This window comes from Allorhodopirellula solitaria, assembly GCF_007859855.1.
Taxonomy (GTDB): domain Bacteria; phylum Planctomycetota; class Planctomycetia; order Pirellulales; family Pirellulaceae; genus Rhodopirellula; species Rhodopirellula solitaria.
The window spans coordinates 48,377-62,117 of record NZ_SJPK01000007.1 but is presented as its reverse complement, the minus strand read 5'-3'; the positions used below and the strand labels follow the sequence as shown (position 1 = coordinate 62,117).

The 13,741-nt window shown below is 56.8% G+C and carries 6 protein-coding genes and 1 pseudogene; 2 read left to right on the top strand and 5 right to left on the bottom strand.

All coding sequences use genetic code 11. From position 1 onward, the window contains the following. Positions 1–286: 286 nt before the first annotated feature. Positions 287–1,657 carry an outer membrane protein assembly factor BamB family protein gene (locus CA85_RS14665; protein ID WP_146392084.1) on the top strand — a complete coding sequence of 457 codons (1,371 nt, stop codon included), beginning with the start codon at positions 287–289 and terminating at the stop codon, positions 1,655–1,657. A gap of 437 nt (positions 1,658–2,094) precedes the next feature. Here the strand turns inward: CA85_RS14665 and CA85_RS14660 are convergent, their stop codons facing one another. The 5 genes from CA85_RS14660 to dnaK form a co-directional block, all read right to left on the bottom strand. Next, on the bottom strand, positions 2,095–3,261 hold the full coding sequence (locus CA85_RS14660) for a PP2C family protein-serine/threonine phosphatase (protein WP_146392083.1): 1,167 nt from the start codon (positions 3,259–3,261) through the stop codon (positions 2,095–2,097). A 391-nt stretch (positions 3,262–3,652) separates the two neighbouring features. Next, positions 3,653–6,598, bottom strand: coding sequence for a response regulator (locus CA85_RS14655; RefSeq protein ID WP_146392082.1), 2,946 nt, complete (start codon positions 6,596–6,598; stop codon positions 3,653–3,655). Positions 6,599–6,814: 216 nt separating this feature from the next. Beyond that, positions 6,815–7,645, bottom strand: coding sequence for a glycerophosphodiester phosphodiesterase (locus CA85_RS14650; protein ID WP_246112814.1), 831 nt, complete (start codon positions 7,643–7,645; stop codon positions 6,815–6,817). A gap of 577 nt (positions 7,646–8,222) precedes the next feature. After that, a complete protein-coding gene (gene clpB / locus CA85_RS14640; RefSeq protein ID WP_146392079.1) occupies positions 8,223–10,922 on the bottom strand; it encodes an ATP-dependent chaperone ClpB in 2,700 nt (899 codons plus the stop codon). A 150-nt stretch (positions 10,923–11,072) separates the two neighbouring features. Further along, the gene (dnaK, locus tag CA85_RS14635) at positions 11,073–13,004 is read right to left on the bottom strand and encodes a molecular chaperone DnaK (protein ID WP_146392078.1); all 1,932 of its coding nucleotides are present in this window, start codon (positions 13,002–13,004) and stop codon (positions 11,073–11,075) included. Between the two features lie 547 nt (positions 13,005–13,551). Between dnaK and CA85_RS14630 the strand changes: the two are divergent. Beyond that, positions 13,552–13,741, top strand: a pseudogene (locus CA85_RS14630) (hypothetical protein); the annotation flags it as partial.

Below are 13,741 nucleotides of genomic sequence, written 5' to 3'. Positions count from 1 at the left end.
GGGGCCAAAGTAAGTGGCATTCGGCTAGCGCCGTCGGCTCACTAAGTCCACGCCATTCCGATCAGCACCGGTAGTAACTCCATTGCGGCTGGGGCTGTCGTCGTCAACTTGACGGCGTCGGTGGGCATGCCCGGTGCCGAACGAAACTCGGACAACCAAAAGGCAGAACTATGCCCCGAACTCGTCCTGGTCGGCTCTAATGGTCCCTGTCGTCCAGTCTGCACGAACAAAGCCTCAGGTATAGAACGCAGAAACAAGCGTCCATTCGATTCAGGAAGTTTTGCTGATGAAAAATTTATTCGGATTATTGCTCGTGGTCAGCCATTTCGTCATGGCGACGCAAGGTCATTGTGAAGACCAGAACTGGCCCCAGTGGCGTGGCCCGAACGGTTCCGGCAAAACGTCGGCGACCGAGGTCCCGTCGAGATGGGGACCGGATCTCAATGTCAATTGGCGAGTCGAGCTTCCCGAACCGGGCAACTCGACACCGGTCGTATGGGGCGATCGTATTTTCGTGACGCAGCCAGTTTCTGAATCCAACCTTCGCGCGCTGATTTGCTTCGACCGGAAAACCGGTCAAGAGTTATGGCGGCGTGGGATTACCTATTCCAAGTCTGAATCGAGCCATAAAACCAATCCCTATTGTTCGGCATCACCCGTCACCGACGGCCAACACGTGATCGCTTGGTTCGGTTCGGCGGGGCTGGTTTGTTACGACGTCGAGGGCAATGAAATGTGGCGCCGTGACCTTGGCAAACAGAATCATATGTGGGGCTACGGCTCCTCCCCGATCCTGTATCAGGATTTGTGCTTGCTGAACTTCGGGCCAGGTGAGCGAGAGTTCCTGATCGCGGTCGACAAGACCACCGGCGAGACTCGCTGGAAAATCGATTCGCTCGATGACGAGGCCGAGCGAAAATGGAGCGGTCCGGAGAACGACGGCAATGCGAACGATTTCAACAGCGACAAATCACGCAGCGAGCGGTTGCGGGGTTCTTGGAACACGCCGATCATTGTCCATGTTGACGCAGACTCGACGAATCCTGATTCCGATGACGGGCACGATGAACTGGTCGCCGTGTTGCCACGACGAGTGCAGGGATTCAATCCGCTGACCGGCGAGCGTCTCTGGACCTGTGGCGACGTCGCTCCCTTGGCCTACGTGTCGCCGATGCAGTCCGGCGATACGATCGTCGTTCTGGGCGGATATGGCGGCGCGTCATTCGCCGTTCAGGCTGGCGGCCACGGTGATGTCACGTCAACGCACCGGGTGTGGCACCGTCCCCAAGACAGCGGCTGGTTGGGTACCGGCGTCGCTCACGAAGGTGTGATCTACATCAGCGGCATCGACGGAATTCTGAGTTGCTTCGATGTCCAGTCCGGGGAGGAATTTTGGAAAGAACGCATCGGCGGCGGTGGGACTTGGGCCAGCATCACGCAAACGGCCGACGGCCGCATGTTCTTGCTGGACAAATCCGGTAGGACGACGGTGTTCGAGCCCAATCGCGAAGAATTCAAAGAAGTCGCTGTCAACGAACTCAACGAAACCACCAACGCCTCGGTCGTCATCGCGGGCAGCGACCTACTGATTCGCACCAACGAGGCACTCTGGTCGTTTTCATCGGAGACGCTACCGGAGCGGTCTGGATTGAAATGAACGGATCTGATTGCGTCGTGAGATCATGCAAAAAAATGGCAGCGAGGTCGTGAATCCAACGAAGCTGTTCATCCCCTCGGGCAAGTTTTAATGGCACATCCGACGGAAGCGTGGGCCCGAGGTTTTCAAGGCATGGCTCCCGTATCCAAGGATTGATTTGTGGGACGTGATTATCAATGTTAGACTGGCACTGCCGGAAGAAACGGAGCCGAGCTCTGCAGAGGTGCGGGCTTGGCAAGGGATATCTCGGTCGCCAGCGTTTCCCTGCAAAAGCGGTACGCCAATGGTGTTGTCGGTCCCTGGCGAGCGTTTGTTCGTCAGGGACGCATTTTTGAACGATCATTGGATACGAGAGCCATGCCTCAAAAAAACTTCCGCTGTGCTCTGCGCACGCTTCCGTCGGATGGACCTTTTTAATTTGCTGAACCCAGCAATGCTTAGGTGAGATCCATCGCCAGGATCGACAGATCATCGTTGAGATGCCCCTCGTGACTCCACGCGACAACGGATGATTCGAGTTTTTCGATCGCTTCTTCCAGCGAAATTTTGCGGGTGTCGGCCAATTGCTCGTTGAGCCTTTTCTCGCTGAACTCTTCATCGTTGGCGTCGAGTTGTTCGACGACACCGTCCGAGTAGGCGACCAGCCGATCACCGGGGTTCAATTGGACTTCGCAATCCTCGAATTCATAGTCGTCAATCACACCGATTAACATGCCTTCGGCTTCCAGTGCGACGGCGACCTGGTCCTTCGAAACCCGAATCACTGGAGGATGCCCCGCTGATGCGAGCTGCAATTTTCGGGTGCTTGGGTCGAGGATCCCATACGCCATCGAGAAAAACTTGCCGCCGCACTCTTCGATTTGAAAGCGTCGATTCAGCTCACGCAGCACCTCGCAGGCAGGGCGGATGTTCAGCTCGCCGTTGTCGGGCGCCGTTTCGTACAAGAGTGACGATGGCGACGGTGTGGGGTCCATCATCCGGCTGATACTGACCGAGAGTAGCGATGCGGCAACGCCGTGACCGCTGACGTCGGCAACGTAAAACCCAATACGATTGTCTCCCAGTTTGAACACGCCCAGGATGTCTCCAGCCAATTCATCACAGGGCCGAAACGCCCAGCAAAAGGAGACACCCGCGACATCGGGTGCCCGTGAGGGTAGCAGCGAGCTTTGCAGCTCGGCAGCGGCATCCAAATCCGTCTTCATGCGTTGGTTCTGCAGCGAAAGAGCCTGCTCCAGCTCAATGATCCGCTGACCGGCACGCACCCGGACGCGAAGTTCATTGCGGTCGAACGGTTTGGACACGAAGTCGTCCGCGCCAGCCTCCATGCCTTCCACGAGCTCACTCTTTTCGCTCTTCGACGTCAGCATGATGATATAGGTGTATTGCTGCTGCCCGCTGGCTCGGATCTTGCGAACCAGTTCCAGGCCATCCATTTCTGGCATCATCCAATCGGTCAGCACCAAAGGGAATTCTCCCTCCTGAAACAACTTCCAAGCTTCCGCGCCGTTCTCCGCGGCGGTAGCCTGGAACCCCAACTTTTCGAGGTTCCGTTGCAGCCGCATGCGAGTCGCGGATTCGTCTTCAGCAATCAATACGTTCAATGATCGGTTCCTTTGAGTTCATCCGAAAAGAGGGCTGACCCATGGGAGGCGAGTCAACTGACATGGTTTTTCACAGCCTCGCCGGAGAGAGGCAGACCCCTTTTCCGGTAAACTCCGAGTGCTGCGTCGCATCTTAATTTTGGGGAAGTGGACGAGGCGACGAGCTTGTCATTACCCAACCCACAAAACCGGATTCCCTGTCAGCTTGTCTGACAGGGGAACTTGTGTCGATACCGCGGTGTTCTCATTTGAAAACGTCGCTTCGGCGTGTGACAAGCACACGGGGGAGCAAACTTGTGGGTAATCAACAGGAGCCGACGAGTCCTCTTCAGCCAGCACGTGCGGAGGACTCGTGGCCTTGTCCACGACAGCCAGCTCTATCACTGTGCCATTATCCAACGCATCGTCGCAGTTCTGTTTCCAGGCTAACCAGATCGTCTCGCAGTTGCTGCCAGGCCGCAGTGGCATGCGACAAGTTTTCGTCCTTGCCCATTTGTTCGAGCGTTTGAGCAGAGGTGAAGGCGGCGTCCGCGAAAAAATTACCGCTGCCGCCTTTGAGTGTATGGGCGGTCTCGCATACGGCTGCGGCATCGTTTTTTTCGATCGCAGTTTCCAGATCACTGATCAATTGGGGCACGAGCTGGAAATAAGACTCAATCATGTCGGCCAGCAGGTCTTCATCACCCTCATACTCTAGTTTCAGCTCTTCTTCATCGAAGACCTTCCTAGCGTCAACCTCGGACGTATCTGCGGGTTTGCTGGCCTCGGCTACTGGCTGAGGCGCGACTGCGTTTTGCATCACTTCATCGATCGCGGCGTAAAGGGCTTTTCTTCGCACGGGTTTAGAGACGTAGCCGTCCATACCACCGTCGAGGCAGCGTTGAGCGTCACCCTTCATCGCGTGTGCGGTCATGGCGATGATCGGCAAATGTTGGTGGGTTCCTTCTTCAGATTCACGGATAACCTTGGTAGCCGCGAAGCCGTCCATCTCAGGCATCTGAATGTCCGTCAGCAGCAAGTCGAACCGTTCGTGCTTCAAGGCCTCAATGGCTTCGCGACCATTATTGGCGACCACGATGGTGTGACCATGCTTCTCCAGCAGCCGCACTGCCAACTGTTGATTGGGAGGGTGATCTTCGGCCAATAAAATGTGCAAAGGTCCGACCACGGACGGATCGCCGTCATCCGATGTTTCCGACTTTGGCTTCAGGGCACCACTCGCCCCCATCGCCGTCTCGATCTCTTCCAACAGTTGCGATTGCTTGATGGGTTTCGTTAGCAGTGCCGCCACATTAATGGCTTTGGCGCGCGCTGAATCGCCACTGCTGCGCGACGAAGTCAGCATCATGGCTGTGATTTTTTCCAATTGGGGTCGGGCGCGAACCCAGCTGAGAAAGTCGAATCCGTCCATGCCCGGCATGTTGACATCAGACAGAATCAGTTGGAACGGCGACTTGGAATCATCGCCACCTAGCAGGTGCATGGCACCTTGCGGGCTGTCGACGATGGTCGGCACAAGTCCCCAGTGCGACAGCATCTCATTCAAAATCTTGAGGTTCGTCTCGTTGTCGTCGACCACCAAGACTTTCAAACCTTGCAGCTCACTCAATTCAGCCGCCACCGGAATCGTATCGGGATCCTGGACACCGAAACTCGCGGTGCAGTGAAACGTCGTGCCGATGCCTACCGTGCTCTCGGCCCAAATCCGACCGTCCATCAAGGCCACGAGTTGTTTGGAAATCGACAACCCCAATCCGGTACCCCCAAACTTGCGACTGGTCGAGGTATCGGCTTGATCAAATGCACCAAAAATTTTGTCGATCAAGTGATCCGGAATCCCAATGCCCGTGTCCGAGACGGCGAAGTGCAAGACGACAGAATCCTCATTCTGAGATTCGACGTCGACCTTTAAGACAACCTCTCCTTCTTCGGTAAACTTGACCGCGTTTCCGATCAGGTTGACGATGATCTGCCGGAGACGGCCGGGGTCACCGATCAGGTATTCGGGAACTTCGGGGAGCACATGGCAAGCCAGTTCGAGACCTTTTTTGTGTGCACGTACCGCGAGGGTGTGCGTGGCATCGCCCAACACATCGCGCAGTTTGAATCGGATACTGTCCAGATCTAACTTGCCGGCTTCAATTTTGGAGAAGTCCAGGATGTCGTTGATCAACATCAAGAGGGCTTCACCGGACGACAGCACCGTTTGCAAGTACTCGCGCTGTTCGCGATCCAGGTCGGTGTCGAGTGCCAATTCGGACATGCCGATGATGGCATTCATGGGCGTGCGAATCTCATGGCTCATGTTGGCCAAGAAATCTCCCTTGGCCTGACTGGCCGACTCCGCGGCGATGCGAGCTTCGTCCAGTTCGGCAGTCCGGCGTTGGACCGTTTCCTCCAGGGTATCGCGGTGCTGTCGCAATTCCTCGGTACGCTGCAAGACGATGCGTTTGAGCGATCGGTTCCAGGCGAAGATGCCTACAATCAAGGCCAGTGTCGCCACGACGACAGCCCAAAATCCCCTTTGGCGGTAGATTGGTGTGGGCGGTGGGAGGGGAGAAATCCAGCGGTTTGTGATTTCCTTGCGTCGTTGCGGTGAGATCGCATCGAGCCCCTTCTGCAAGATGCTGACCAGTTCCGGCCAATCGCTACGCACACAGCATCCCATGTGGTACACGTACCCTGCTTCCCCGGCAACTCGCACGTTAGCAATGCCTTCGTTTTCGATCACGTAGGATGCTGAAGCGTAGTCGCTGATGAACGCGGAAACGGCCCCCGAGGAAACCGCAAACAGGCCTTCCCGAGCCGACAGCACGGGGACAAGTTCAAGTTCCGGGTGGTCGGTTTCCAAATAGCGATGAGTGGCATAGCCCTCGGCCACGGCAACCCGTTGACCCCGGAGCGCATCCATGTCGAGATGTTCGTCGCCGTGGCGCACCAAAATCACGGCCGGAAAGTGAATGTAGGGCTGGGTGAACCGAGAGTATTCGAGCCGATCTGCCGTTTCAGCTCCCAAGGGAAACATGTCGACTTCACGCTCGCGCAGCATGCGAAGATTCTCGGACCAGGAGTCCGTTTGGACGATCTCAAACTCAATCCCTAATAACCGCTCCAACTCATCGACATAGTCGGACGTGATCCCCTGGTAGTTTCCCTGTTCATCGAACCACTCAGCCGGCGGGTAGTCGGGCGTTGGTGCCATCCGAATGCCGGGATGCTCGGCAAGCCACGCCCGCTCCTCAGCAGTAAGCAGATCGTCGGTGACATCTTGGCCGCTGACCAAGGGCAAATACAGCACGCATACGACCAGGGCAAATAGAGTTCGCTGAACAATCATTCACCTAACTTAATCCGGCTCAGCCCACTGGCCAAGAGCCTGCCGCTCGACGTACGCCAAATCTGAGTGACGCGATTGTTGGGCCGTCAGTGACCCCCGCGAAACGCATCTACCTGCGAAACGGATTATCTGAACTGTATACGTCGAACAATGAGTCGACTGTACCGGGCAGTTTCGCGGTCCATTCGGGATCGCCGGCACAGACCAGTCGCTCGTTCACTCCTTGTCTCGCGCCGGCAGATCCTCCTTGGTCTGCTGAATCACCGTCGGGATGTCTGTGCAGGCAACGTCCAGTCCCAGACCGATCGCCAAGTAGTAATCCTCCACCTTGCGGCCGGGCCAGCCGTTGATTTTGTACCCCAGTTTTTGTGCCTGCTGCACCATCTCACGCGAAGTCCCCGAAATTTGACACGCGATGTGCGTCGCCTGCAATCGTTCGGCGCGCTTGATGAATTCAAGCGACAGCGGTTTGCTGGCAATGATCGCTATCGGCCAATGCACGTCCAGCTTGCGCATCGCCACCAAAGGTCGTTCGTCAAATGATGTGAAGAGATAGTCTGAATCCGTTGGCTTGTACTTCTTGGCCATCGCATACAGCTTGTCGCAGTACTCAGCGATTCGGGCGTCGGGATACAATTCCTTGTTGCTGGTCTTCATCTCCAATTCCAGGTACACACCCGGTTTGTCCTGGAAATAGGCGAGGAAATCCTCCAGCAGTAAGAAGGATTGGCCCTTCTTTGTCTGCACATCCTTCAGTTCAGCCGCCGTCTTCTCTTCGACTGGGCCGCTGGCATTGTGAGTCCGGTCCAGGCTATCGTCATGCAACAGGACCAACACGCCGTCCTTGGTCATCCGAATGTCCGTTTCATAGCCACGAATCCCGCGCTCGTAGCAAGCCCGGAATCCCTCCATCGTGTTCTCCTCGAACTCGAACGCGCCTCCCCGATGGGCAAGGATCAGCGGCATTGGATGCACGTCATCGGCGTAGCCATTCAACGCAAACACTAGACCTGCCATGAGCTGGCACAGCAAAACAAAACGTAACATGAGCATCTCGTCAACTAGATGAAACAAGGAGGCAAAACAAGGGTCAGAGCGGTCTCGATTCTAAGCTCCGTGCGTCGCTGGCGAAACCGACTAGCCGGCGGTAACTCGACACCATTATAGGGATCTGCGATTCTGCCGGGACCGTGTGTCTGCAAACCACCGCGGTCGAATGGCTGGTTCATGCGTTCGAGGGTGGTGATCGTATCAACAGTCGATGCAACGTCGTCTCGATCCGAAGTTGTCGGCATGAAGTCGTTATGAAAGATATTGGCGACCAGCAGTTGCCTGGCTTCCAAAGGCTCCGGTTTCAAAGTCGCCGAGTGCTCCTGCGTTTTCGCCGCTTCTTCCTTGAGTTGGGTGCTTTGCCGCTGGCGGAGTAATGACCGGCGTGACGAGGTGCTCTCGTTTGCGGACTCAGAGCGTCTACGCGAAATGCTGGAACGCAAGGGAGTTGAAACGAACTGGTGTCCGTTCGACAACGCTCATGCGATCACCGCCGAGCTACTCGACGCCAGGCGAGACCCGCTCTTAGAGAACGGCGGGCAACCACGCTAATTTAAAACTGCAATCTGCTGAATCAATCTTCTGAGTCTGATTGCGTAGCCGAACTCCCACCGAACACAAAGTTCCCGTCTTGGAAATCGACTTCAATGGTCGATCCTTCGGAATAGTCGTTCTTCAACAACGCACTGGCAAGCGGGTTTTGCACCTCCCGCTGGATCGCTCGTTTGAGCGGCCGGGCACCGTAGGCAGGGTCGTATCCGACAGCTGCCAGCTCATCGAGTGCAGCAGGAGTGATGTTGAGAGACAGGCCGCGAACGGCGAGTCTCTTCCGCAGTTCATCGAGCTGTAGATCGACAATGTGACGAATCTGGGATTGCTGCAGCGGATGGAAGATCACGATGTCGTCCACCCGGTTGAGAAACTCAGGCAGGAACCGCGCTTTGAGAGCCTCGTGGACGGCTGAGCGCATCTCCTCCTCTTCACCGCCTTCTTCGGTCACTCGCTGGATCACCTGGCTGCCGACGTTGCTGGTCATGACGATGACGGCATTGGTGAAATCGACGGTCCGGCCTTGGCCATCGGTCAGCCGCCCGTCATCAAGGACTTGCAGCAGGATATTGAACACGTCGGGATGGGCCTTCTCCATCTCGTCGAGGAGGATCACGGCATAGGGGCGCCGGCGGACCGCCTCGGTCAGTTTGCCGCCCTCTTCGTATCCCACATATCCGGGAGGGGCGCCGATTAATCGCGAGACGCTGTGCCGTTCCATGAACTCACTCATGTCGATTCGCACCATCGCGGAATCGTCATCGAACATGACTTCGGCGAGCGCTTTGCAGAGTTCGGTTTTGCCGACACCGGTAGGTCCCAGAAATAGGAACGATCCGATCGGCCGATGCGGGTCTTGCAGTCCACTGCGGCTGCGGCGAACGGCATTGGACACCGCGGTGACGGCCTCGTCTTGCCCGATGACTCGTTGGTGCAGGCGTTCTTCCATGACCAGTAGTTTGGCCCGCTCGGTTTCCATCATCCGCGAGACCGGCACACCGGTCCACGTGCTGACGACTTCTGCGATCTCTTCTTCGGTGACTTCCTGCCGCAGCAACCGCCGCTGATCGGCATCGTCGCGCTCGGAGGCATCGGCTCGCTCTTCGACATCGGCCGCAGCTTTCGCATTCTCGGCGGCCTCGACCTCTTCGATACGTACCTGCAGTTCGCGTTGACGGGTTTGGACCTGCAGCATCTCACGGTACAGGTCTTCAGGACTGTCGCCGCGCAGTTGCTTCTCCTTGGCTTCGGAATCGAGTTTCGCGAAGCGATGTTGAAGTTGCTCGGCTTCCTGGCGAATCGATTGGACGTCGTCGAGACCCATCTTTTCGGCCTCCCACTGTTCTTTCAAACTAGCGAGCTCTGCTTTGACTTCGTCCATCTCGTCTTCGACTTCGGTGCGTTTTTCAACGGCCGAAGCTTCTGATTCGTCGACGAGTTGCCGATGGGCGAGTTCGAGTTGTCGCAGTCGACGTTGCAGGCGATCGATCGGTTCGGGAACCGATTCCTTTTCCATCGCCAATCGGCTGGCGGCCTCATCGACCAAATCGATGGCTTTATCGGGCAGAAAGCGATCGGCGATGTATCGGCTCGAGAGATTCGCCGCCGCCACGAGGGCGCTGTCGGTGATCCGCACGCCGTGGTGCGACTCATAGCGAGATTTCAAGCCACGCAGGATCGCGATCGTGTCTTCGATGTTAGGTTCGCCCACGAAGACGGGTTGAAACCGTCGTTCGAGCGCGGCGTCCTTCTCGATGTTTTGGCGGTACTCATCGAGTGTTGTCGCTCCGATGCAGCGCAGCGTGCCCCGCGCCAGTTCCGGTTTGAGCAGGTTCGCTGCATCGGCGGAACCTTCCGCGTTGCCCGCACCAACGACAAGGTGCAATTCGTCGATAAACAGCACCACGCCACCATCGGAATCCTTGACCTCGCGAAGGACAGCTTTCAGTCGTTCTTCGAAATCGCCTCGGAATTTTGCACCTGCCACGAGCGCGCCCATGTCGAGCGAGATCACGCGTTTTCCCTTGAGGCTTTGGGGAACGTCGCCCTCAAAGATTCGCAGGGCGAGTCCCTCGGCGATGGCGGTCTTGCCGACACCGGGTTGGCCGATCAGGACCGGATTGTTTTTGGTGCGTCGCGAGAGGACCTGGATGACGCGGCGGATCTCGTTGTCACGCCCAATCACGGGGTCGAGTTTCCCGGATTCGGCCAACTGAGTCAGATCGATGCCATACTTCTCGAGTGCTTGATACGTCGCCTCGGCGTTGGGATCGGTGACCCGCGCAGAACCGCGGATCTCACTGGCTGCTTTGAGCAAGTCGTCCGCGGTGACGCCGGACATAGCGAGCAGGTTCTTGGCTGTGTTTTCGATCCGCGCCAGACCGAGCAGTAAATGCTCGGTGCTGACATACTCGTCTTTGAGTGACTGGGCCGCCTCATCGGCGGCTTGGAAGACCTCCTGCAACTTCGAGCTCACACGGGGCTGGCCGCCACCGCTGCTCCGAGGCAGTTTTTCCAGTTCGCTCTCGATTAGCCCCTGCAGCGACTGGGTGTCGACATTGAGTTTCTCGAGCATCGGCTTGGTGATGCCGCCGGACTGCGCCATGGCTGCGCCGAGTAAGTGCAGAGGTGTGATCTCCGCGTTGCCGGCCTCGGTCGCCTGATCTTGCGCTTCGGCAACCGTGCTCTGAGCCTGGGTGGTTAATTTATCGAATCGAAACGCCATGGAAACTGCTCAGAGGTGAGTGAGTCGTGGTCCGTCAAATACCAACAGGAACAGGAGAGTCGCGAAACCGGTCGAGCGTTTCGGCGAATACCGAAACGCTCAACCAATCTCGACGGGCCCGAAGGCCCGTTTTTCTAGAAGCTAGAAGCTCTACTCTTTGACTTCGAATTCCGCGTCAACCGCGTCGTCGTCGTCACCGGAAGAAGCGTTTGCTCCCGCCGCTGGGCCTTCGCCTGCTTCGCCCGCAGCATCGGTCTTTTCGTAGAGGACCTTGCTGAAGGCTTGCGAGGCCGCATCGAGTTCGTCCGATGCGGACTTGATCGCAGCCAAGTCGTCGCCCTCGGCGGCGGTCTTGACCTTCTCAATCGCGGAGTTCATCGGTGCGGTGTCGGCATCGCTGAGTTTGTCAGCATTTTCAGACATCAGTTTTTCGAGTTGATAGACCTGTTGGCTGGCCTTGTTGCGTGCTTCGACCAGCTCAAACTGCCGTTTGTCTTCGTCAGCATTGGCTTCCGCATCCTTCTTCATTTGCGAGATATCGTCATCGGACAACGCTCCGCTGTCTTTGATCTCGACATGCGCTTCCTTGCCCGTTTTGAGTTCCTTCGCCGAAACACTCAGGATGCCGTTTTGGTCGATGTCAAACTTAACTTCGATCTGCGGAACACCGCGTGGGGAAGGTGGAATCCCATCGAGATTGAACTCAGCGAGCAAGCGGTTGGAGTTCGCCATCTTGCGTTCGCCTTGGAACACCCGCACCGTGACGGCGGTTTGGTTATCGGCCGCGGTGCTGAAGACGTTCTTCTTCTCTGCGGGAACCGTCGTGTTGCGTTCGACCAATGCGGTCATCACGCCGCCTTCGGTTTCGATACCGAGGGTGAGTGGGGTCACATCGAGCAGCAGCACGTCGGTGCGGTCACCCGCGAGAACGCTGCCTTGGATCGCGGCACCGATGGCAACCACTTCATCCGGGTTCACGCCTTGGTGAGGTTCCTTGCCGAAGATGTCCTTCACTGCTTGCCGGACCTTGGGCACTCGAGTGCTACCGCCGACCAACACGATTTCATCGATATCGCTCGGGCTCATGCCGGCGTCCTTGAGAGCCTGCATGACAGGACCGCGGCAACGGTCGACGAGCTTGTCGATGAGCTCTTCGAACTTCGATCGCGTAATCTTCATGGTCAAGTGTTTGGGACCGGAAGCATCCATCGTGATGAAGGGCAGGTTGATGTCGGTCTCAGGCAGCGTGCTGAGTTCCTTCTTGGCCTTCTCGCAGGCTTCCTGCAACCGTTGCAACGCCATCGCATCGTTACGGAGGTCGATGCCGTTTTCTTTCTTGAACTCGTCAGCGACATAGTGAATCAGCGCTTCGTCGAAATCGTCACCACCAAGGTGTGTGTCACCCGACGTCGAGACGACTTGGAAAACGCGACTCTCTTGTTCTTCATCACCACTGTCTGCGACCTCGAGAACCGAGACGTCAAACGTACCACCACCGAGGTCAAACACGATGATGCTTTCGTCTTTTTTCTTGTCCAGGCCATAAGCGAGGGCTGCGGCGGTCGGCTCGTTGATAATCCGAGCGACTTCGAGGCCCGCGATCTGGCCGGCGTCCTTGGTGGCTTGCCGTTGGGCATCGTTGAAGTACGCCGGGACGGTGATGACGGCTTTGTTGACCTTGTGTCCGAGGTACGACTCAGCGGATTCCTTGAGCTTCCGCAACACCTTAGCTGAGATTTCTTGCGGAGTGTATTCGTTGTCGCCGACTTGGATTTTTACATAGTCGCCTGCTCCGCCAGTGATGCCGTAGGGCACCATCTTTTCTTCCGATTCGACTTCGTTGTGCCGCCGACCCATGAATCGCTTGACCGAGTAGACGGTGCGTTTCGGGTTGGTAACAGCTTGCCGTCGGGCGGGTTCGCCGACGATCGTCTCTTGCTTGTCTGTGAACGCCACGACGCTCGGGGTGAGGCGGTTGCCTTCCGCGTTGGGGATCACTTTGGGTTCGCTACCCTCCATGATCGACACCACGCTGTTGGTGGTACCGAGGTCGATGCCGATGATTTTTTCGCCTTGTGCCATTTTGTTTCTCCGCAGGGCTGGCGCCCCGCTTAACACGAGGCTGGTTTGTTCTAGAAAAGTGGTGTTTATTGTTTGACAGCGTCCCCGAGTGCTCAGTGTCCCCGAGTGCTCAGTACCGCTGGTTGATCAGGATGTCAGACTTTTTCAACGGCCCAGAGGAGTGGCAAGAACTGTGCCAGAGTGAAATATTGCGTCAGATTGAGAGGGGTGCCAAACAGGCAGCAGGCTGTTTAGCACGCTATTCACGAAGGAAAAACAAAACGAACGGCTAGCAAAAAAGTTCAAGCGACAAAAATGGCAGCCTCGATTTCCTGGGCCCATCGGCCAGCTCCGGCGACTGCCATTATGGCAGGATGACGCGGAGGTGATGACAGTGCAATGGTTCAGCGGAACGACCAGTTTCCGGTTGTTGCACTAAGCTACTTGGCGGCGGTGAAAATCGGGCAGCGAACGATTCGCCAACCCAGGGTGGCCGACTAAGGACCTGTTCGGAAACAACTTCGGGAAACGTGTAAACTGGTTTCGTCACTTTCCACGGAGGCCAGCGATGAAGAATGTTTACCGAGGCGATGTTGAAACGCAGATGCGGAATTTGTACGAATCGCTCAGCGAGAAGGACCGACGACGGTATGCGGCCATTGAAGCGAGCAAGTTGGGCCATGGCGGGATCGGTTACGTTGCTGAGTTGTTCGGCTGTCACCCCGATACGATCACGCGAGGCAAGCGTGACCTGCAAA

What these genes read in the sequence shown, in the direction of transcription:
- dnaK (WP_146392078.1), bottom strand. Translation starts at nt 13,004, where the DNA reads ATGGCACAAGGCGAAAAAATCATCGGCATCGACCTCGGTACCACCAAC.
- CA85_RS14665 (WP_146392084.1), top strand. Translation starts at nt 287, where the DNA reads ATGAAAAATTTATTCGGATTATTGCTCGTGGTCAGCCATTTCGTCATG.
- CA85_RS14655 (WP_146392082.1), bottom strand. Translation starts at nt 6,598, where the DNA reads ATGATTGTTCAGCGAACTCTATTTGCCCTGGTCGTATGCGTGCTGTAT.
- CA85_RS14650 (WP_246112814.1), bottom strand. Translation starts at nt 7,645, where the DNA reads ATGTTACGTTTTGTTTTGCTGTGCCAGCTCATGGCAGGTCTAGTGTTT.
- clpB (WP_146392079.1), bottom strand. Translation starts at nt 10,922, where the DNA reads ATGGCGTTTCGATTCGATAAATTAACCACCCAGGCTCAGAGCACGGTT.